The sequence below is a fragment of the Paenibacillus glucanolyticus NBRC 15330 genome, from assembly GCF_004000885.1.
GTDB lineage: Bacteria > Bacillota > Bacilli > Paenibacillales > Paenibacillaceae > Paenibacillus_AQ > Paenibacillus_AQ glucanolyticus.
The window spans coordinates 192,568-211,597 of sequence record NZ_BIMC01000004.1; the positions used below are offsets into that span (position 1 = coordinate 192,568).

Annotated in this window: 23 protein-coding genes; all 23 read left to right on the forward strand. The window is 50.0% G+C overall.

What is annotated here, in order from left to right; translation table 11 throughout:
• Positions 1–61: 61 nt before the first annotated feature.
• The 23 genes from spoIIIAA (at position 62) to recN (ending at position 18,990) form a co-directional block, all read left to right on the forward strand.
• Complete coding sequence (spoIIIAA, locus tag PGL02S_RS08870) at positions 62–1,060, forward strand: stage III sporulation protein AA (protein ID WP_006209361.1); 999 nt, start codon at positions 62–64, stop codon at positions 1,058–1,060.
• Positions 1,053–1,571: a stage III sporulation protein SpoIIIAB gene (gene spoIIIAB, locus PGL02S_RS08875; RefSeq protein WP_006209362.1), complete on the forward strand. Its 519-nt coding sequence runs from the start codon at positions 1,053–1,055 to the stop codon at positions 1,569–1,571. The genes spoIIIAA and spoIIIAB overlap by 8 nt, the downstream gene beginning before the upstream one ends.
• Before the next feature lie 15 nt (positions 1,572–1,586).
• Entirely contained in the window at positions 1,587–1,790 is a 204-nt protein-coding gene (gene spoIIIAC / locus PGL02S_RS08880) for a stage III sporulation protein AC (RefSeq protein WP_006209363.1), read from the forward strand.
• A 10-nt stretch (positions 1,791–1,800) separates the two neighbouring features.
• Positions 1,801–2,190 carry a stage III sporulation protein AD gene (gene spoIIIAD / locus PGL02S_RS08885; RefSeq protein WP_006209364.1) on the forward strand — a complete coding sequence of 130 codons (390 nt, stop codon included), beginning with the start codon at positions 1,801–1,803 and terminating at the stop codon, positions 2,188–2,190.
• 15 nt (positions 2,191–2,205) lie between these two features.
• Complete coding sequence (gene spoIIIAE, locus PGL02S_RS08890; protein WP_086936514.1) at positions 2,206–3,414, forward strand: stage III sporulation protein AE; 1,209 nt, start codon at positions 2,206–2,208, stop codon at positions 3,412–3,414.
• A 40-nt stretch (positions 3,415–3,454) separates the two neighbouring features.
• Positions 3,455–4,174, forward strand: a complete 720-nt coding sequence (gene spoIIIAF / locus PGL02S_RS08895) for a stage III sporulation protein AF (RefSeq protein ID WP_036636758.1) — start codon at positions 3,455–3,457, stop codon at positions 4,172–4,174.
• 14 nt (positions 4,175–4,188) lie between these two features.
• A complete protein-coding gene (gene spoIIIAG, locus PGL02S_RS08900) occupies positions 4,189–4,830 on the forward strand; it encodes a stage III sporulation protein AG (protein WP_006209367.1) in 642 nt (213 codons plus the stop codon).
• A gap of 71 nt (positions 4,831–4,901) precedes the next feature.
• Complete coding sequence (locus tag PGL02S_RS08905) at positions 4,902–5,732, forward strand: SpoIIIAH-like family protein (protein ID WP_006209368.1); 831 nt, start codon at positions 4,902–4,904, stop codon at positions 5,730–5,732.
• A gap of 169 nt (positions 5,733–5,901) precedes the next feature.
• Positions 5,902–6,405, forward strand: a complete 504-nt coding sequence (accB, locus tag PGL02S_RS08910) for an acetyl-CoA carboxylase biotin carboxyl carrier protein (protein WP_006209369.1) — start codon at positions 5,902–5,904, stop codon at positions 6,403–6,405.
• A gap of 54 nt (positions 6,406–6,459) precedes the next feature.
• The gene (accC, locus tag PGL02S_RS08915) at positions 6,460–7,803 is read left to right on the forward strand and encodes an acetyl-CoA carboxylase biotin carboxylase subunit (protein WP_036636762.1); all 1,344 of its coding nucleotides are present in this window, start codon (positions 6,460–6,462) and stop codon (positions 7,801–7,803) included.
• A 118-nt stretch (positions 7,804–7,921) separates the two neighbouring features.
• The gene (locus PGL02S_RS08920; RefSeq protein WP_006209370.1) at positions 7,922–8,335 is read left to right on the forward strand and encodes an Asp23/Gls24 family envelope stress response protein; all 414 of its coding nucleotides are present in this window, start codon (positions 7,922–7,924) and stop codon (positions 8,333–8,335) included.
• 73 nt (positions 8,336–8,408) lie between these two features.
• On the forward strand, positions 8,409–8,948 hold the full coding sequence (gene amaP / locus PGL02S_RS08925; protein WP_006209371.1) for an alkaline shock response membrane anchor protein AmaP: 540 nt from the start codon (positions 8,409–8,411) through the stop codon (positions 8,946–8,948).
• A 15-nt stretch (positions 8,949–8,963) separates the two neighbouring features.
• A complete protein-coding gene (locus PGL02S_RS08930) occupies positions 8,964–9,197 on the forward strand; it encodes a DUF2273 domain-containing protein (protein ID WP_006209372.1) in 234 nt (77 codons plus the stop codon).
• Between the two features lie 177 nt (positions 9,198–9,374).
• A complete protein-coding gene (nusB, locus tag PGL02S_RS08935; RefSeq protein WP_006209373.1) occupies positions 9,375–9,833 on the forward strand; it encodes a transcription antitermination factor NusB in 459 nt (152 codons plus the stop codon).
• 58 nt (positions 9,834–9,891) lie between these two features.
• Positions 9,892–10,752: a bifunctional methylenetetrahydrofolate dehydrogenase/methenyltetrahydrofolate cyclohydrolase FolD gene (gene folD / locus PGL02S_RS08940; protein ID WP_036636766.1), complete on the forward strand. Its 861-nt coding sequence runs from the start codon at positions 9,892–9,894 to the stop codon at positions 10,750–10,752.
• A gap of 1 nt (position 10,753) precedes the next feature.
• Positions 10,754–12,124: an exodeoxyribonuclease VII large subunit gene (xseA, locus tag PGL02S_RS08945; RefSeq protein ID WP_036637021.1), complete on the forward strand. Its 1,371-nt coding sequence runs from the start codon at positions 10,754–10,756 to the stop codon at positions 12,122–12,124.
• Positions 12,114–12,374: an exodeoxyribonuclease VII small subunit gene (gene xseB / locus PGL02S_RS08950; protein WP_006209376.1), complete on the forward strand. Its 261-nt coding sequence runs from the start codon at positions 12,114–12,116 to the stop codon at positions 12,372–12,374. The genes xseA and xseB overlap by 11 nt, the downstream gene beginning before the upstream one ends.
• Before the next feature lie 22 nt (positions 12,375–12,396).
• Positions 12,397–13,272: a polyprenyl synthetase family protein gene (locus PGL02S_RS08955; protein ID WP_152825305.1), complete on the forward strand. Its 876-nt coding sequence runs from the start codon at positions 12,397–12,399 to the stop codon at positions 13,270–13,272.
• 110 nt (positions 13,273–13,382) lie between these two features.
• Positions 13,383–15,290 carry a 1-deoxy-D-xylulose-5-phosphate synthase gene (gene dxs / locus PGL02S_RS08960; RefSeq protein ID WP_006209378.1) on the forward strand — a complete coding sequence of 636 codons (1,908 nt, stop codon included), beginning with the start codon at positions 13,383–13,385 and terminating at the stop codon, positions 15,288–15,290.
• A 19-nt stretch (positions 15,291–15,309) separates the two neighbouring features.
• On the forward strand, positions 15,310–16,182 hold the full coding sequence (locus tag PGL02S_RS08965) for a TlyA family RNA methyltransferase (protein WP_006209379.1): 873 nt from the start codon (positions 15,310–15,312) through the stop codon (positions 16,180–16,182).
• A gap of 68 nt (positions 16,183–16,250) precedes the next feature.
• Positions 16,251–16,742, forward strand: a complete 492-nt coding sequence (locus tag PGL02S_RS08970) for a hypothetical protein (RefSeq protein ID WP_006209380.1) — start codon at positions 16,251–16,253, stop codon at positions 16,740–16,742.
• A gap of 17 nt (positions 16,743–16,759) precedes the next feature.
• Positions 16,760–17,209, forward strand: a complete 450-nt coding sequence (ahrC, locus tag PGL02S_RS08975) for a transcriptional regulator AhrC/ArgR (RefSeq protein WP_006209381.1) — start codon at positions 16,760–16,762, stop codon at positions 17,207–17,209.
• A 41-nt stretch (positions 17,210–17,250) separates the two neighbouring features.
• Positions 17,251–18,990, forward strand: a complete 1,740-nt coding sequence (recN, locus tag PGL02S_RS08980; protein ID WP_036636768.1) for a DNA repair protein RecN — start codon at positions 17,251–17,253, stop codon at positions 18,988–18,990.
• The last annotated feature ends 40 nt before the right edge of the window (positions 18,991–19,030 follow it).

Here is a 19,030-nt window from a genome sequence, read left to right on the forward strand (position 1 = left end):
ATTTAAATGACGTTCTGTAAAGCGCCATATTTCAAAAAAGGACAACTTGGGGGAAATTGAGATGACACTGAGCTGGTTAGAACTGTTTCCCGAAACCGTAAAACGAATGCTGCTGGGCTTATCGAACGAGCTTCTCCATCATGTGGAGGAGGTGCGCATCCGGGAGGAGCGTCCGCTCGAAATCAATTCGGCGGGTAAGCATCACTTTCTGGACCTGCGGGGCGGACTCACTCTGCGGCCAGAAGAAGCGTATAAACCGACACGCGAAGACACCCACAGGCTGCTGGATCTCATCAGTAATCATTCCCTCTACACCATGGAAGAGGAGCTGCGCAAAGGGTTCATCACGATACCCGGCGGTCATCGGGTTGGACTCACAGGCCGGACCGTGCTTAGCGGAGGTAGAGTTGAACACATTCGGGACATCAGCGGATTCAATGTACGGATTGCCAAGGAAGTACAGGGAGCAGCAGACGATATCATCCCGCATTTACTGGACCGCAAGCGGAAGAGGGTCCTGCACACGCTGATTCTATCTCCGCCTCAGCAAGGCAAGACCACGCTGCTCAGGGACTTGGCGAGGCAAATCAGCCATGGCAAATGGGGAAAGTCGGCCGTGCATTGGCCGGGAATGAAAGTTGGCATCGTTGACGAACGTTCTGAAATTGCAGGTTGTTTGCGGGGAGTGCCGGGATTTGACGTGGGTCCCCGTACGGATGTGCTGGATGGATGTCCGAAAGCGGAAGGGATGATGATGATGATAAGGTCCATGTCGCCGGATGTGCTGATTGTGGACGAGATCGGCCGCCCGGAAGACGCCGAAGCTGTCATTGAAGCCTTGCATGCAGGCATAAGCGTGATTGCAACGGCGCATGGTTCATCCGTCCAGGATATGCGGGGCCGACCAGCACTCTCCGGATTACTGGAGAACCGGATGTTTGAGATGTATGCCGTTCTTAACAGAACGGGTGACCAAAGATCATACAAGCTGTATGACGGAGGTCAGCGCACACTTCAGCCGGCTGCGAGCGGCCCGCCTGGCGGTGATGCCTATGCTTAAACTGGTGGGCGCGGTGCTCGTGCTGGGAGCAGGTACTTTGGCCGGATTTTTTCAAGCCCAGCAGTTTGCGACAAGACCCAGGCAGCTAAGAGAACTCATTCTGGCGTTTCAACGGCTAGAGACGGAAATCAGCTACGGTTTTACACCGCTTCCCGATGCACTGGAGCGAATTGGCACTTCCCTTCGAGAGCCGCTCAGATCCTTGTTTGCCTCAGCTGCACTTTACATGAGACCCGACTACGGGTTATCCGCACAGGACAGCATCCGGAAGGCACTTGGCGAATATTGGAAGCGAACATCGATGAAAAGTGCCGAGCGAGAGGTGTTGGAGCAGCTTAGCGGCGTACTTGGCACCAGTGACAGGCAGGACCAGATCAAACATATAGCTCTGGCCGTCGGTCAGCTGAAGCATGAAGAAGCAGCGGCTAGGGACGACCAGGTCAAATATGAAAAGATGAGCAAGAGTCTGGGGCTGCTAATTGGAGCATTGATCGTCATTTTGATCTTTTAGCGAGGTGCCAAGGAAATGAACATTGAAGTGAATGCCATCTTCCAGATCGCGGGTATCGGCATTATTATCGCCATGATCCATACCGTTCTGAAACAAATGGGCAAGGAAGACATGGCGCATTGGGTGACTCTTATCGGGTTTGTGGTGGTGCTGTTTATGGTCATAAGACTGCTCGACGATTTGCTTAAGGAAATCAAAAGTATTTTTCTATTCCAGTAGGTGGACCTTTATGGAAATTATCCAGGTGGTAGGGCTGGGTCTCATCGCAACCGTGCTGATATTGGTGGTCAAGGAACAGAAGCCTCTCTTTGCCTTTCTTCTCGCCGTGGCGACCTCAGTGCTGATCTTTCTCTTCCTCATCGGGAAGATCGGAAATGTCATATCCATGCTGGAGGATTTGGCGGAGAACTCCGGAGTCCAGATCATATATCTAAAGACGGTCCTGAAGATTATCGGCATTGCCTATATTGCGGAGATGGGAGCCCAGATCGTACGAGATGCCGGACAGGAATCAATCGCATCCAAAATAGAACTGGCGGGAAAAGTGCTCATATTGGTGCTCGCTGTACCGATTATCGGGATCATTATCGAGACGGTCCTGAAGCTCCTCCCGGCTTGATAAAGGTGGGGGGACATGGGAAGAGGAGCGACCATTCAAAAAAGCTTAGCCGTGTTTCGTTTACTAACCTTGATGTTGTTTCTCTCCGGCTTGTTGTGCGGCACGGTATCCGCGGCTGAGGCATCAAATCCGGCAGGAGATTGGGTGGAGCAGCAGACGGAGCAGCTGCCGACGGACCAGGTTGAGAAATACTGGGACCGGTTGATGAAGGATTACGGCGGATTCTTCCCGGACGGCAAGACGCCGTCTCTGATGGATATGCTGCTGCCGGGCGGCGACGGGTTAAGTTTCAAAGGGGTTATGTCCGGCATTGGGAAATATTTATGGCATGAGGTGCTCTATAACGGCAAACTGCTGGCTACCATCGTCATGCTGAGCATCATGAGCCTCATCCTGGAGAACCTGCAGACGGCTTTTGAAAAAAGCACGGTGAGCCGCGTAGCCTATACGATCTGTTATATGGTCGTGCTGGTCATTGCTGTTAACAGCTTCAGCATCGCGATTGGATATGCGCGGGATGCGATCACGCAGATGATTGACTTCATGATGGCGATGCTTCCCCTGCTCTTTGCGCTCATGGCGTCAATGGGGAATGTTGTAACGGTATCGGTTGCTCATCCCCTGGTCATATTCATGGTACATACGGTAGGCACCTTGATAAGCACGATTGTTTTCCCGCTGCTGTTCTTCTCGGCACTGCTGCATCTTGTGAGTTCGCTGTCTGAAAAGTACAAGCTGACCCAGCTTGCCGATCTGCTTAGAGGAATCTCCATGGGGGTTCTGGGCGTGCTGCTTACCGTGTTCCTCGGCGTCATTTCCGTTCAAGGGTTAACCAGCTCGGTTACGGACGGCGTGACGATCCGGGCAGCCAAATATGTAACAGGCAATTTCGTTCCGGTAGTCGGCAAGATGTTTGCAGACGCGACGGATACCGTGATTTCGGCCTCATTGCTCGTTAAGAATTCCATCGGTCTGGCAGGGGTCATCATCATCTTGTTTCTGTGTGCATTTCCTGCAATCAAAATCTTGACGCTTGCCTTGATATATAATCTGGCAGCTGCGGTGATGCAGCCGCTTGGGGACACCCCGATCGGGACCTGCTTGCAAACGATCGGAAAGACGATGCTGTATGTGTTTGCAGCCTTGGCCGCCGTGAGCATGATGTTCTTCCTGGCGATAACGATATTGCTCACCGCAGGCAACATCACCGTCATGATGAGGTGAAAAGGTAAATGCAACAGTCGCAGTTTAGGAGGGTTGACGAATGGACTGGCTTGGAGCTTGGCTGAAAAGCGTCATTATGGTGGTCCTCTTTGCGGCCTTCGTTGATCTGATACTGCCTGGCAAGGCGATGGAACGTTATGCCCGGTTAGTTCTAAGCCTCCTCATTCTGCTCACACTGCTAAGTCCGATTATCTCGCTGATTACGGACCCGCCCGAGAACCAATTGGCGATGGAGCTGGAGCGTCAGGAGAAGGGGCTGCCGGAAGAGGTTCAACTGGAACAGATTATGGCACAGGCTGAGAAGCTGAAGGATATGCAGCAGAGTCAAAGCCTTCAGTGGGCAGGCAATGAACTGGCACGGGTGATGAAGGAAGAAATTTCCGCAGAAACTGGGGAAGCGGTACAAGAGGTTAAGGTGGTACTGGCTGCGGTTGCCGGTCAGGACAAGGGATATTCCGGCGCGGCAATACGTTCTGTCGATGTCAGACTGACCGGGATGGAACAAGCGGATGCTGCAGTAGAGGAAGAAAATCAGCACCCCATCGGCATCCCCCCGGTGGATTCTGTTCGAGTCAACGTTGAGCCTTCATCAACGGAAAGAGATGGGAAGGCAAACGCTAAGGATAACGCAGAGGCCGTAAGCATAGCCGAGGAGGGAAGGGCGGAGCCCGTACGGGATTACATCAGCCGTCGCTGGGATTTGGAGCCAGATCTGATCACGATATATATGCCAGGCCAGGAGCAGGATAAAAAGCTGTAACGGAGGTGAGGATGATGGGGAATTGGTTGAAGCGATTGGAACAGTGGCTTGGCGGAGGAGCTGGCGGAGCGAGAAAAATACAAACCTTCCGCTGGTTGATCATTCTGGGTCTTATCGGTGTGGCAATCATGCTGTTCAATTCTTTCGTGAATGTAAAGAAGCTTGATCACGAGAATATCGGCCGTGAGCCACCGCCCGAATCGGCCTCAGTATCTACAACGCAAGGGGGGACTTCAAGCAGCGGCGGAGCGGATTTTGAATCGATAGAGCAGGATTTCGAGATGCGTACCAAGACCATGTTGGAACAGATTGTAGGCGTAGGATCCGTCGATGTGATGGTAACCGTGGATTCTACGGAAGAACTGGTGGTTCAGCGCAACATGAAGGATACACAAGAGCTGACGGAGGAAACCGATGCAAACGGGGGGAAACGTCATGTTACAAGCTATCAGCGCGACGGGCAGATCGTCACTTACGATTCAGCCGGTGATCAAACGCCCATTATTACCAAGAAGATCAAGCCGCAGGTCCGGGGTGTGCTTGTCGTAGCCAAGGGCGCGGAGAATGAAATTGTCAAAAGCTTGATCGTAGATGCGATCCAGCGCGGCCTCAATGTCCCATCCTATCGAATATCCGTTGTCCCACGCAAGCAGTAGTAAGCAAGGAGTCTCGCGAATGAGCCGATCGTTCATTCCAAGGTTTTTCAATTAAAGGAGGAAAAGTTCAAATGAATAACAAAAGACAAACCATCTGGTTGGTTTCCATGCTGAGTTTAATGGTCATTCTGTCAGCCTACTACTTATTTACGGATGATTCCGGAACCAAAGCGCCGCCTGTTGCCGAGAGCACGCAGGTTGACGGACAGAAGCCAGGTGCTGGACAAGAAGCAAACGGAACTACAGGCACTGGTGACGAACTGGTTGTGAACGAAGTTCTCGAAGAAGGCACGGACGGCGATTCCGGTGCTAATGAGCAAGGGGCTGGAACAACCGACACAGGTGCCACAGGTGCCCAAGACCCTGCGGAAGCGACACAGGGAGAGCAAGGGGATGAAGGAAAAGAGAATGGGGCAGCAGAAAAACCGGCAGAGCCTGAGGTGAAGGAATCCAAGGATGGAGCTGAGAATTCCAAAGATACCAGCAGCACGAATACCGGAGAGGGATCAGAGAAAGAAATATTAGAGCAAGTGGCTGCCAACGCAACTTCCGCTGAAGCTCAATTGGAGTCCTATAAATTAGAGCGGGCACAAAAAAATATGAAATTATACGATGATTTGATGACAAAGATCGACAATCACGAAGATAAGCCGGAGCAAACGGCACAAGCAACCCAACAGCTGAAAGCGGCTGAAGAGAAAGAGGAAGTGATTCTCAGCATCGAGGAGTCGCTGCAGCAGCAATTTGGCAACGCTGTTGTAAAAGAAGAAAGCGAGAAGTACAATGTTGTTGTTCTGAGCGACAAACTTGATGCCAAAGGCGCAGCCGGCATTGTCGATCTTGTGATGAAGGAACTGAAGGTTTCACCGGATAAAGTAACTGTCCGATATGTTACGCCGTAAGCCCGTCTGCAGGATTCAACATAAAGCATCTTTATACGATACTCTTGAAAGAGTCTAAGGATTGCCTTGGGCTCTTTCTATTTCGCCTGATTGTGATATAATACTCTAAGCTATTGACTGACTGTCCTAAGCAAGGGCTTCCAAGAAAGTGAAGGAGTGAACGTCGATAATGTTTAAATTAAACGAAATCAAAGAACTTATTAAGCTGGTGGATCAAACTTCCGTACATGAACTGGAGATTGAGAGCGAAGGTACACGCTTGTCCATTAAGAAACCCAATGCAGCTGAGGTTGTAAACAACTATCAAGCTGCGCCGCAAGCGTACATACCAGCACAGCAAGTGATGGCACCACAGATCGTACAGCCGAATACGGGGAATCAGGCGCCTGCAGCCGCACCGGGGCAGGATACAGTGGAGGATAGCAGCAGCTCATTACATAAAATCGTTTCACCGATGGTAGGAACCTTTTATCGTTCCCCGTCTCCAGAAGCTGGGCCGTTTGTTAGTCCCGGGGACAAGGTGACTGATAAATCGACGGTCTGCATCATTGAGGCCATGAAGCTGATGAACGAACTGGAAGCAGAGATCAAAGGCGAAATCGTAGAGGTTCTCGCTCAGAACGGACAACTTGTAGAATTCGGGCAGCCTCTGTTTCTGGTGAAGCCGGAGTAATATGGAGGGACTCGCCAAGAACGAGAGTCGTAAGAGTCCGAAGGAGGTTACTGCATGACATTTCAAAAAGTGCTTATTGCGAACAGGGGAGAGATTGCCGTTCGTATCATCCGGGCATGCCGGGAACTCGGCATCGCAACCGTTGCTGTATACTCGGAGCCGGATCGCGAGTCGCTGCATGTTCGCTTAGCGGATGAGGCTTATTGTATCGGCCCTACACTATCCAAAGACAGTTATCTGAATTTCACCAATATTATGAGTGTTGCCACACTGACCGAGTGTGATGCCATTCACCCGGGTTACGGCTTCCTGGCCGAGAACGCGGACTTTGCTGAGATCTGTGAATCCTGCAATATTACCTTTATCGGTCCTTCGGCTGACGCAATCAACCGTATGGGGGATAAGGCCGTTGCAAAACAAACGATGAAGGATGCCGGTGTACCGGTTATTCCGGGCTCGGACGGTTTGGTAGAGGATCTGAACGAGGCGGTTATGCTTGCCCGGGATATCGGCTATCCGGTCATTATCAAAGCCACTGCAGGTGGCGGGGGTAAGGGAATTCGGATCGCAGAGGACGAAGAGTCGCTCGTTAAGCAGATTACAAACGCACAGCAGGAAGCTCAGAAAGCATTCGGCAATGCGGGAGTTTATCTTGAGAAATATTTAACCGGCATGAAGCATGTCGAAATTCAAATTATGGCTGACAAACACGGCAACGCCGTGCATCTCGGAGAGCGTGACTGTTCCGTGCAGCGCCGGAGACAGAAGCTGGTTGAAGAAGCTCCTTGTCCGGTGCTAAGTGAAGAGGTACGCAGCCGGATGGGAGAAGCGGCGGTGCGCGCGGCGAAAGCTGTTGATTACTCTGGTGCCGGAACGCTTGAATTTTTATTGTCGCCAGACGGTCAGTTCTACTTCATGGAAATGAATACGCGGATTCAGGTAGAGCATCCGGTGACCGAAATGGTAACCGGGGTGGATCTGATCCAGGAAATGATCTCTGTCGCTGAAGGCAACACACTTTCCTTCAGTCAAGAGGATGTTGTCATTAACGGCTGGTCCATCGAATGCCGCATCAATGCCGAGAATCCGGACAAAGGCTTCATGCCTGCACCGGGAACGATTCAGTTCTATCTACCTCCAGGTGGTCCTGGCGTGCGGGTGGACAGCGCGGCATATCCCGGCTATACCATTTCGCCCTATTATGATTCCATGATTGCCAAGTTGATTGTATGGGCGCCGACTCGTGAAGAAGCGATTGCGAAGATGAAGCGCGCCTTGGCGGAATTCGAGATTGAGGGAATCTATTCTACAATCCCGTTCCATCAAAAACTGATGAATCATCCCACCTTCCTGAAGGGTGACTTTGATATTAAATTTTTGGAAGAAAATGAGATTTGAATACTTTGGCCAAGTTTGTCATAAACTTGGCCAAATGGTATAGTATGAGTAATAAGAGCGCATGCCTTATGCAGTTCGGGTGCATCCGCTTACTTATTCTGAAAGGTGTGTTGAGACAATGGCGGAAACTTTGCCTACAGAATTCGAACGTACAGATATCGGTGAGATTCAGATTGCGCCGGAAGTTATTGAAGTCATCGCTGGACTTGCCACGGTTGAAGTGCGTGGAGTTGCAGGAATGAGCGGAGGCTTCGCAGGCGGTATTGCTGAACTGCTCGGACGCAAAAACTTATCCAAGGGTGTTAAAGTGGAAGTGGGACAACGCGAAGCTGCTGTTGATGTATCCGTTATTGTGGAATACGGGTATCGTCTTCCGGAAGTAGCTGGAGAAATCCAACGCAACGTGAAACGTTCAATAGAGAATATGACAGGGCTTACGGTTATTGAAGTCAATGTACATATTCATGATGTCCATTTCATGAAATCCGTAGAGAAGACGGAAGAGTTGGATCTGGCTCAACGCGTGAAATAGAATAGTTTCAGGCTAGCCCTGGGCAGCGATGTCGAGGGTTTACTCTAATTTATAAGGGAGGCTGTGCTGAATCGTGGCCAAAATAATGGACAGACTTCTGCTGTTTATCTACAGCTTAAGCATCGGTGTTATATCCGTAGTTGCCATCCTCCTGTTGAGCGGCGCTGTTCCGTATACGTTAACGAGTGTGCAGGAACAACGTCTTTTCTGGGCTGGAATTATCGTAGCTGCGGTGTTGTTTTTGCTGAGCATTCGTTTCTTCTACATCTCAGTAAGACGTGATCGCTCGAACCTGAATTCCATTGATCAGCGTACAGAATTTGGCGATATCCAAATCTCTGTGGAGACGATCGAGAATCTGTGTCTCAAGGCTGCTTCACGCGTCCGAGGCGTAAAGGATTTGAAGTCCCGAATCAAAGTATCCCAGTCAGGTCTGGATATCGCGATTCGCGCCGTGGTTGATGGAGAGGAATCCATTCCAACGCTGACAACCGAAGTACAGAAGCAGGTGCACGACTTTGTTGAGGATACAACTGGAATACCTGTGTCATCCGTATCCGTGTATATTGCTAACGTGGTTCAGGCACCAAGCTTCAAGAGCCGCGTGGAATAGAGGTGAGCTTCCCAAATGCCCTGGAAAGAAATATGGGAGAGTCACAGAGGAAGAATTGCCGGCGTGACCGGCGGGCTTGTGTGCGGACTGATTTATTTATTATCCGGTTTTTGGGATATGTTGTTCTTTGCATTAGTGGTATTTATCGGCTATATATTTGGCAAACGTAAGGATTTGAAGCAAGGCTCCATGTTCCACTTTCAGGAATGGGGGCGCTGGCTTTCTGAGCGTTGGCGGCCGTTTAAATGAACCCTGTGATATGCTTTCTCCGGAAAAAATGCTGAGGACAGGTTTAGTGCGCCTTTTTTGCGGAGAGAGATATTCACAGGTTTTTTTTTGGAGTTTTATTGTTGTCAAGTCTTGATGATAAATGGATCATACTAATTAGAAAAAATGGATTCAGGCAGGGTCCACAGGAGGAACGAAATGAAAAGACGTGTAGCTAGAGAGATTGTCGTTCAGAGCCTTTACCAAATGGAGATGAACGAAGTCGACAGCATGGAAGCCGTGTCGATGCTGCTCTCGGAAGCGGCCGAAGAGAATGAGACCGAGCGGGTAATCGGTGACGAAGTCCAAATGAAGGAGTATGTACTGCAGCTCGTTAATGGAACTTGGGAATCCAAGGAATCCATTGATGAACTGCTCGCTCATTATTTGAAAGGCTGGCAGGTGAGTCGTCTTTCCCGTGTGGATCGTCAAATTCTGCGTTTGGCAGTATATGAACTGAGCAGTCGTGAAGATGTGCCTGGGAAGGTTGCCGTAAACGAGGCAATTGAGTTGTCCAAGCATTTTGGAACCGATGAGTCCGGTAAATTCGTGAACGGCGTACTGGGCCGGATGATTCAAGAACTGGACCAAGTCAAATTGAAGCTGCGTCAGTCTTGAACTGTGCGCACTTAACGTAAAGGCCGCATCATTCCATCATAGTGGAGGAGAGATAAGGATGACAGCAGCAACGATTATTAGCGGTAAACAGATTTCCGAGGAAATTCGCAAGGGGATTGCGTTAGAAGTAGAACAATTGTCCAAGCAGAATGTACGTCCTGGTTTGGCTGTTGTACTTGTAGGTGATGATCCGGCTTCGCATGTTTACGTTCGTAACAAGGAAAAGGCATGTCAGGATCTGGGTTATTATTCGGAGGTGCATCGGCTATCCGCGGATTCCAGCCAAGAAGAAGTGCTGGCGCTGGTGGACAAGCTTAATGCCCAGGATTCCATTCACGGGATTCTGGTTCAGCTGCCTCTGCCCAAACACATCCATGAGAAAGCTGTCATCGATGCAATCTCGGTGGAGAAGGACGTGGATGGTTTCCATCCGGTTAATGTGGGTAACCTCGTAATAGGCGATGACAGCTTGCTTCCATGTACTCCAGCAGGTGTGATTGAAATGATTAAACGAACCGGCATAGAGATTGCGGGCAAGCATGCCGTTGTAATCGGCAGATCCAATATTGTGGGCAAGCCGGTGTCCCTCCTGCTTCAGCGGGAGAATGCCACGGTTACGATGTGTCATTCCAGAACTGCCAACATGGCCGAAATTGCTCGTCAAGCGGATATTCTGGTCGTCGCGATCGGCAGAGCCAATATGATCGATGCCAGCTATGTGAAACCTGGAGCCGTTGTCATCGATGTCGGGATGAATCGCCTGGAGAACGGAAAGCTTGCCGGGGATGTTGATTTCGAGAGCGTGAAGCAAGTGTCCGGCCCTATTACCCCGGTTCCTGGAGGCGTAGGCCCCATGACCATCACGATGCTGATGCAGAATACCTTGTTAGCCGCCAAGAGGCTGAATGGGTTGGCCTGATATGAAATCAGCAGATCCAGGACGCGTCTTATCCGTAAAGGATTTAAACCGTTATATTCGTATGAAAATGGAAGGCGACTCGCGGCTCTCAGATGTTTGGATCCGAGGTGAAATTTCGAATTTCACCCATCATTCCAGCGGTCACATGTACTTCACCCTCAAGGATGAAGGAAGCCGGATTCGTGCAATTATGTTTGCCACACACAATCAGAGACTTCCCTTTATTCCGAAGGAAGGCTCGCGGGTCATAGCTCGTGGAAACGTGTCGGTTTACGAACGGGATGGGCAGTACCAGTTCTATGCTGTTCAAATGCAGCCGGATGGTATCGGCAGTTTGTATTTGGCATATGAACAGTTGAAAGCCAAGCTGGAGGAGGAAGGTTTGTTTGCGGCTGATCGCAAGCGCCCCCTGCCGCTTTATCCCAAGACGATTGGCGTCATTACCTCGCCGACGGGAGCCGCTGTTCGGGATGTTATGATTACCATTAGAAGGCGGTACCCTCAAGCGAGAACCATATTGTATCCCGTTCTGGTCCAAGGAAAAGGAGCAGCTCCTTCGATTGTTAAAGCGATTCGGACAATGAATGACATGGCTGAGGCAGACGTACTCATTGTAGGACGCGGCGGTGGATCGCTTGAAGAATTGTGGGCATTTAACGAGGAGATCGTAGCAAGAGCCATTTATGAATCGGACATTCCTGTCATATCGGCCGTTGGTCATGAGACGGATTTTACGATCGCCGATTTTGTTGCCGATCTTCGGGCAGCTACGCCAACTGCTGCAGCGGAGCTTGCGGTACCAAGCAGCGCAGAATTGAAGGGGCAGCTTGTTCAGAGACAGCGGCAGCTGAATCAGGGGCTTCAGCAGCGCCTGAAGCGGAGCCGTGAGCGTTTAGCTTCACTTCAGCGCTCTCCCGTCCTTGTTCACCCTCGCCGATACATGCTGCAGCATGCTGAGCGGTTGGACATGCTGTTACAGCGGCTGCACGGGAATTTGAAATCGCAGCTATCCCTGAGCCGTCAGCGGCAAAAATCACTGCATCAGGGGTTGATTCGGTACAATCCGCGCACGCAAGCGGAGTTTGCGGCGCGAAGGAAAGATCAGGCTAACCGCCAGTTAATGAATGCGATGCAGTCCATCATGAAATCCAGGCTGTCACAGCTTCAAACCGAAATGCGGCATCTCGATGCACTCAGTCCGCTTAAGATTATGTCCAGAGGGTATAGTCTGGTGTATGACGAGAAAGAGCAGAGACTCGTGAAGTCTTTAGAGGATGTGCAGTTGGGCGATTTGGTTAATGTGAGGGTCAGTGATGGACAGCTGCAGTGTCAAGTATGGGGAATGAAGGAGGATGAAGGGCATGGGGAATGAAACCGTGGAGATCAGTTTTGAAGAGGCAATGGCTCAGCTTGAGACCATTGTAGAGCAATTGGAAGATGGAGACGTACCTCTGGAGAAGGCCATCGATTTATTTCAACAGGGCATGAAGCTGTCGCAGATGTGCAGCCAAAAGCTGGAGCAGGTTGAGCAGAAGATCGAAATGATTGTTGAAGAAGGCGGGGAACTTAAGCGCAAGCCCTTTGGCGGGACGCTGGAGGAGACAGGTGAACTGGGTGAATAATAGACAACCGATCAATCAATATATGAATGAAATTTGTGACAGGCTTGATAGTGAGCTTACGAATCTTTTTCCCCCAAGTTGGAAAGTTCCTGAAACCCTTCACAAGTCCATGTCGTATTCTTTAATGGCAGGCGGAAAGCGTATGCGTCCGCTGCTTGTGATTGCTGCCTGCGAAGCGGGGGGCGGATCACGCGATGCCGCAATTCCGGTGGCATGTGCTGTTGAGATGGTCCATACATATTCGCTCGTACACGATGATCTGCCAGCGATGGATGATGACGATTACCGCCGAGGCAAACCGACAAATCACAAGGTATTTGGTGAGGCCAGTGCTATTTTGGCTGGTGACGCCTTGCTGACCCACGCTTTCTATAGCATAATTCAGGCTTCCAGACAGTTTGGCGTTCCGGCAGAACGCGTGCTGTCGATTGTGGAGGATCTTGCTGAGTATGCAGGGCCTCGGGGAATGGTAGGAGGCCAGGTTGCCGACATGGAGGGTGAACAAGGGTTGACGACGCTGGAGCAGCTGGAGTATATCCATCTGCACAAGACCAGTGATCTGATCATGTTCTCACTTATGGCAGGCGGGCATATCGCCGGATGCACGGAAGCCCAGATTGAGTCGCTTCGGACTTTTGGACACCACATCGGGCTTGCTTTTCAGATTCAGGATGATATTCTGGATCTGGTCGGGGATGAGTCCAAGCTTGGGAAGCCGGTACAGAGCGATGTGAAGCAGGAGAAAGTAACTTATCCGTACTTCATCGGTTTGGACCCATCAAGGCGAGAGGTTGAACGTCTGACAGCAGAAGCCAAGCGGGTTATCACCGAGGGGAATTTCAACGATCCATCCAGACTGCTTGAGATTGCAGATTTCTTGATGGCTCGGGATCACTAAGCGTGCATTACATGCATAAGGTTTTTTTGTGATATAATGTCTATTAATGGCTGATTCACAAGTCAGCCTCAGAAACGTAAACTTAATCAAGGAAAGCGGGGAGATTCTTCGTGCTTCTTCCAAATATCAAACATCCCAAACAACTAATGAACTTATCGGTGAACGAACTCGAGGATTTAGCTGTACAAATCCGTAATTTTCTAATTGAAAAACTGTCCGTTACCGGTGGCCATCTTGCACCGAACCTGGGAGTGGTTGAACTCACGCTGGCCTTGCACTATTGCTTTGACAGCCCTCGTGACAAGATGATTTTTGACGTGGGTCATCAAGCCTATGTACACAAAATCCTGACGGGTCGGATGGATCAGTTCGACACGCTCCGCAAGTACAAGGGTTTGTGCGGCTTCGTTAAGCGTTCTGAAAGCGAGCATGATGTCTGGGAAGCCGGGCACAGCAGCACTTCGCTATCAGCTGCAATGGGAATGGCTATGGCACGCGATCTGAAGGGTGAGAACAATCGGGTTATCGCCATGATCGGGGATGGCGCCCTTACCGGCGGCATGGCGTTTGAGGCTCTCAATCATATTGGCCATGAGCAGAAAAAGCTGATAGTCATTTTAAATGATAATGAAATGTCGATTGCACCCAATGTGGGTGCCATGCATAACTATTTAAGCAAAATTCGTTCAGACCGCTTTTATCTTCGCGCTAAAGACGAAGTGGAGATGGTGCTGAAGAAGATTCCTGCTATCGGCGGGAAATTGGCAAAGACTGCGGAGAAGATGAAGGACAGCCTCAAATACATGATGGTTCCCGGCGTTCTGTTCGAGGAGCTTGGCTTTACGTATTTGGGACCTGTGGACGGACACGATCTGAACAAGCTGATCGATACGTTAAATCAGGCTGACAACGTAGATGGACCTGTTCTGGTTCATGCGGTAACCACCAAAGGCAAGGGTTACCGTCCTGCAGAATCAGATTCTCATAAATGGCACGGAATTACGCCTTATAAGATTGAATCCGGCCAAGTTCTTAAAGCCGTAGGAAATCCGATGTACACGGAAGTGTTCGGGCAGACTTTGGTTGAGCTGGGTGAGCAGGACAAACGCATCGTGGCCGTTACGCCAGCGATGCCAGGCGGGTCCGGCTTAATCCCGTTCAGCAAGAAATTCCCTGACCGGATGATTGACGTGGGCATCGCCGAACAGCATGCAGCAACACTGTGCGCAGCAATGGCAATGGAAGGCATGAAGCCTGTATTTGCCGTGTATTCGACGTTTATGCAGCGCGCTTATGACCAGATCGTGCACGATATTTGCCGTCATAATGCCAACGTTATGTTTGCGATTGATCGCGCCGGCTTTGTTGGCGCTGATGGAGAAACACACCAAGGGGTATACGATGTGGCCTTTATGCGTCACATCCCGAATATCGTCATTATGATGCCGAAAGATGAGAATGAGCTTCGTCATATGATGAAAACAGCTCTCGACTATAATGAGGGTCCGATTGCATATCGTTACCCTCGGAACAATGTTCGTGGTGTCCCGATGGATACCGAACTGGTACCCATTCCTATTGGAACTTGGGAAATCGTTCGTCCGGGTGAAGGGTATGCCATATTGGCTTCGGGCCCGATGGTACAATTAGCCGAGGAAGCGGCCGAGCAGCTTAAGCGGGAAGGCATTTCGGTAGAAGTCGTTAATGCCCGGTTCCTTAAACCGCTCGACGGAGAGATGCTCAAGAATTTGGCAGAGACCGGTACGTCCATGCTGGTTCTAGAGGAGGTTTCCCAAGCGGGCAGTATGGGCAGTGCGGTTCTGGAGTATTTTGCAGAACAGGGAATACATGATGCAGTCGTATCCTTAATGGGCATTGAGGATCGGTTTATCGAGCATGGAAGCATTCCGCAGCAGCGTGAAGAAGTAGGGCTGACCTTGGAATCGGTGTGTCAGGAAATCCGGAATTTGAAGACCGCTCGGACCGCTGAGCTTGGCAAGAGAAGTTTTATGTCTTAGTAACGATCGGGAGTATAATATGGATTCATCTCAGAAAGAACGGATTGATGTCCTGCTCGTGGAGCAGGGATATTATGAGAGTAGGGAAAAAGCCAAAGCTGCGATTATGGCGGGACTGGTCTACGCTGGAACCGAGCGGATCGAGAAGGCCGGCATGAAAATCCCGAGGACGTCAGAACTGAAAGTCAAAGGCTCTGTTCATCCGTACGTCAGTCGTGGGGGCTTAAAGCTTGAGAAGGCGATTCGTGAATTCGATATCGATATGAAGGAGCGCACGATGCTGGATATCGGCTCTTCGACTGGCGGCTTTACGGATTGCGCACTCCAGCACGGGGCAAGTTATGTGTATGCAATTGACGTCGGCTACAATCAATTGGACTGGTCATTGCGTAACGATGAGCGCGTGTGTGTCATGGAGCGAACGAATTTCCGATATATGACACCGGAGGATTTGAAGGGCCCACCGCCTAATTTCGCAAGCATTGACGTGTCGTTTATATCCCTCCGCATTATTTTGCCACCTTTGAAAATGCTGCTGGGTAAACCCGGAGATGTTGCCGCTCTGATCAAACCTCAATTTGAGGCAGGGCGGGAGAAGGTCGGTAAATCCGGCGTGGTTCGGGATCCGAAGGTTCATAAGGAAGTTCTAACGCAGGTGCTGACTTTTGCTGAAGAGATAGGATTCAAATTGAAAAATCTTACTTTCTCACCGATTACCGGAGGGGAAGGAAATATTGAATTCCTGGCCCACTGGCGTTTAGAGCCGGAGGTTTCTGAAGTTTCGGAAGCACCGATTCAGGGAGATGGACAAGATGCTGTCCACTTGAGTCAATGGATTGACACCGTTGTAACACAAGCGGCTCATACATTTACGGGAAACTCATCGAAATGATGGGTTTCTTTTGCTGAAAAAGAGGAATTTATGTTCTCATCCGCGAATACAAAATTCGAGGTGAGAGGATGAATGAGCGTTATGATTGGTTATTAATGATATTGCTTGGTGTCGTCATTGCCTTGCTTATCGGCTATAGGCTGAATCGTTGGCTGATGTCACCATCACCGGACCGGCTGCCGGGTATCCCGATCAATGAGCGAATACCAGATCATCCAGCGATTGGGATGCTTGAAGAAGAAGGATATGATGTGGTTGGGGGTAAAGTAAAAATAAACTTATCTTTCGAAACGGGACAGAGGCCGATCCATAGTCGTCTGTTTGTCGATTATGTTGCATCCGATGACAGCGGTGAGCTGTATATGGTAAAGGTGTCGCGGGACCGAATGCCGGTCGATTGGACAGGCTCGGGCATCCGTGACCGGCTCATGCCATTTTTGCTGCTGTATCCGGAATGTGCCGGGCTGCTCTATATCGATATGAATGAACAGGTCATTCACCGTTTAGGTTTAGATTGGTCAGACGAAGAATGGATCGGCAATGATGAATACAACAGTTAATACTCAGGAGGCTCTTTATGAAGGGACAACGCCATATTAAAATCAGGGATATAATTACCCACCATGATATTGAGACACAGGATGAGCTTGTGGATGCTTTGCGTGCTGAGGGTTTTCAGGTTACACAGGCTACGATCTCACGAGATATAAAAGAACTGCTGCTCATTAAGGTGCCAACGGACGATGGGCGTTACAAATACTCCATGCCAACTGATCAGCGTTACAATCCTGTACAGAAGCTCAAAAGAGCGCTGATCGATAATTTCGTATACATCGATCGTACGGGAAACCTTGTCGTCATGAAGTGTTTGCCTGGAACAGCCAACTCGGTTGCGGTACTGCTGGATAATATGGAGTGGTCCCAAATTATGGGAACCATCTGCGGAGATGACACCATATTGTTAATTTGCCGTACGGAGGCCGATGGGGAACACGTTGTATCCCAGATCAATAAATTCATATCGTAAGTCAATGTCCTATATATAAGCAGGCTGTGGAGGTGTTAAGCATGTTAAACACGTTATCCATTCGTAATTTGGCAGTTGTTGAGAGTGTGGATGTGCAATTTTATCCGGGGTTTCATGTCCTTACAGGGGAGACTGGGGCGGGTAAATCCATTATTATCGATGCGCTTGGGTTAATTGCAGGCGGGCGCGGTTCTGCTGAGCTGATTCGCTACGGCTGTGACAAGGCGGAGATCGAAGCCTTATTTGAGCTTCCCATTGATCATCCGGTATGGAATACGCTGAAGGAGCTGGGTGTGGAAGCGGATCGGGAGGAACATTTGCTGATCCGAAGAGAGCTGACAGCCCAAGGGAAAAGCACGTCCCGTATTAACGGACAGCTTCTGAATCTAAGCATGCTCCGTGAAGTTGGCGAGAAACTGATTAATATCCATGGTCAGCATGAGCATCAAAGTTTGCTGCGTTCAGAGCAGCATATGAGCTTGTTGGATACGTACGGAGATAAGGTCATAGGACCTGCCAAGCGTAAATACCAGGAGCTGTACTCCGAGTTTAGTAAAGTGGAAAGAGAGCTTAGGGACCTGCAGGAGACCAGCCAAAAGGCGTATCAAATGCTGGATATGTATCGTTTTCAGCTGGAGGAAATAGCGGCAGCCGAGCTAAAAACAGGCGAAGACGAGGAACTTTCCGATGAAAGGACCAAGCTGTCCCATAGTGAGAAAATGATGGATTCCGTAGCAGGAGCATACGACCTCTTGTACGGTGCCTCGGGTCTCGAATCCGTCAGCCGGGCACTGTCGAAATTGGAAGATGTATCTGCTTATGACGAGAAGGGGTTAAAGCCGCTGGTTGAGCAGCTTCAATCTGCGTATTATCAGCTTGAGGATGCCGTATTCCAGCTTCGCGATTATCGGGACGGGATTGAATTCAATCCCGAGCGGCTTAACGACATTGAGCTTCGTTTAGATATGATATCCGGATTACGCCGAAAATATGGGGATAATGTGGAGCAAATTCTGGAATACTACGTGAGAATTCAGCAGGAAACTGACATGCTGGAAAACAAGGACGAATTTATTCAAGCGTTGGAGCAGCGACGGGATGAGCTATTGAGCGTGCTTTTGGTTAGTGCTAAAGAGCTCAGTATTGCCCGCAAGCAGTGCGCGCAGGATTTGGCACGACAAGTGGAAGGCGAGCTGAAGGATCTTCAGATGGAGCGAACCTCTCTGGAGGTACGTTTAGAGCTGCAGGTGGATCCTAACGGATATGAATATGAAGGACATCGAGTACGGCTGACCAAACAAGGAATGGATACAGCGGAATTCCTCATATCCGCCAATCCGGGAGAACCGCTGCGTCCGCTTGCCAAGATTGCTTCAGGCGGTGAAATGTCCAGAATTATGCTGGCGATGAAGAGTATATTTGCCCGTCATGATCAAATTCCGGTCTTAATCTTTGATGAAGTCGATACGGGTGTTAGCGGCAGAGCAGCCCAATCGATTGCTGAGAAGCTGTTTTTGCTGGCCAAAACCTGTCAGGTGTTCTCCATTACGCATTTGCCTCAGGTGGCTTGTATGGCGGATCATCAGTATCTAATCGAGAAGAAACTTGAAGCCTCCAGAACGATGACCCAAGTGGAGAACCTGACGGAAGAGGGGCGTGTAAAAGAGCTTGCACGGATGCTTGGCGGAGTCGAAATCACGGAAAAGACGCTGCATCATGCCCAGGAAATGCTCAATCTGGCGGCAGCGCAAAAGGCTTCCAGAAAGGCTTTGGGTCAATGATTGACAGTTATAAAACCTTAAGGGCAGGGTAACTTAAAGG

Bases quoted from the DNA above. Each gene is read 5' to 3' on its own strand.
- spoIIIAA (WP_006209361.1), top strand. From the start codon at position 62: ATGACACTGAGCTGGTTAGAACTGTTTCCCGAAACCGTAAAACGAATG.
- spoIIIAB (WP_006209362.1), top strand. From the start codon at position 1,053: ATGCTTAAACTGGTGGGCGCGGTGCTCGTGCTGGGAGCAGGTACTTTG.
- spoIIIAC (WP_006209363.1), top strand. From the start codon at position 1,587: ATGAACATTGAAGTGAATGCCATCTTCCAGATCGCGGGTATCGGCATT.
- spoIIIAD (WP_006209364.1), top strand. From the start codon at position 1,801: ATGGAAATTATCCAGGTGGTAGGGCTGGGTCTCATCGCAACCGTGCTG.
- spoIIIAE (WP_086936514.1), top strand. From the start codon at position 2,206: ATGGGAAGAGGAGCGACCATTCAAAAAAGCTTAGCCGTGTTTCGTTTA.
- spoIIIAF (WP_036636758.1), top strand. From the start codon at position 3,455: ATGGACTGGCTTGGAGCTTGGCTGAAAAGCGTCATTATGGTGGTCCTC.
- spoIIIAG (WP_006209367.1), top strand. From the start codon at position 4,189: ATGGGGAATTGGTTGAAGCGATTGGAACAGTGGCTTGGCGGAGGAGCT.
- PGL02S_RS08905 (WP_006209368.1), top strand. From the start codon at position 4,902: ATGAATAACAAAAGACAAACCATCTGGTTGGTTTCCATGCTGAGTTTA.
- accB (WP_006209369.1), top strand. From the start codon at position 5,902: ATGTTTAAATTAAACGAAATCAAAGAACTTATTAAGCTGGTGGATCAA.
- accC (WP_036636762.1), top strand. From the start codon at position 6,460: ATGACATTTCAAAAAGTGCTTATTGCGAACAGGGGAGAGATTGCCGTT.
- PGL02S_RS08920 (WP_006209370.1), top strand. From the start codon at position 7,922: ATGGCGGAAACTTTGCCTACAGAATTCGAACGTACAGATATCGGTGAG.
- PGL02S_RS08930 (WP_006209372.1), top strand. From the start codon at position 8,964: ATGCCCTGGAAAGAAATATGGGAGAGTCACAGAGGAAGAATTGCCGGC.
- nusB (WP_006209373.1), top strand. From the start codon at position 9,375: ATGAAAAGACGTGTAGCTAGAGAGATTGTCGTTCAGAGCCTTTACCAA.
- folD (WP_036636766.1), top strand. From the start codon at position 9,892: ATGACAGCAGCAACGATTATTAGCGGTAAACAGATTTCCGAGGAAATT.
- xseA (WP_036637021.1), top strand. From the start codon at position 10,754: ATGAAATCAGCAGATCCAGGACGCGTCTTATCCGTAAAGGATTTAAAC.
- xseB (WP_006209376.1), top strand. From the start codon at position 12,114: ATGGGGAATGAAACCGTGGAGATCAGTTTTGAAGAGGCAATGGCTCAG.
- PGL02S_RS08955 (WP_152825305.1), top strand. From the start codon at position 12,397: ATGAATGAAATTTGTGACAGGCTTGATAGTGAGCTTACGAATCTTTTT.
- PGL02S_RS08965 (WP_006209379.1), top strand. From the start codon at position 15,310: ATGGATTCATCTCAGAAAGAACGGATTGATGTCCTGCTCGTGGAGCAG.
- PGL02S_RS08970 (WP_006209380.1), top strand. From the start codon at position 16,251: ATGAATGAGCGTTATGATTGGTTATTAATGATATTGCTTGGTGTCGTC.
- ahrC (WP_006209381.1), top strand. From the start codon at position 16,760: ATGAAGGGACAACGCCATATTAAAATCAGGGATATAATTACCCACCAT.
- recN (WP_036636768.1), top strand. From the start codon at position 17,251: ATGTTAAACACGTTATCCATTCGTAATTTGGCAGTTGTTGAGAGTGTG.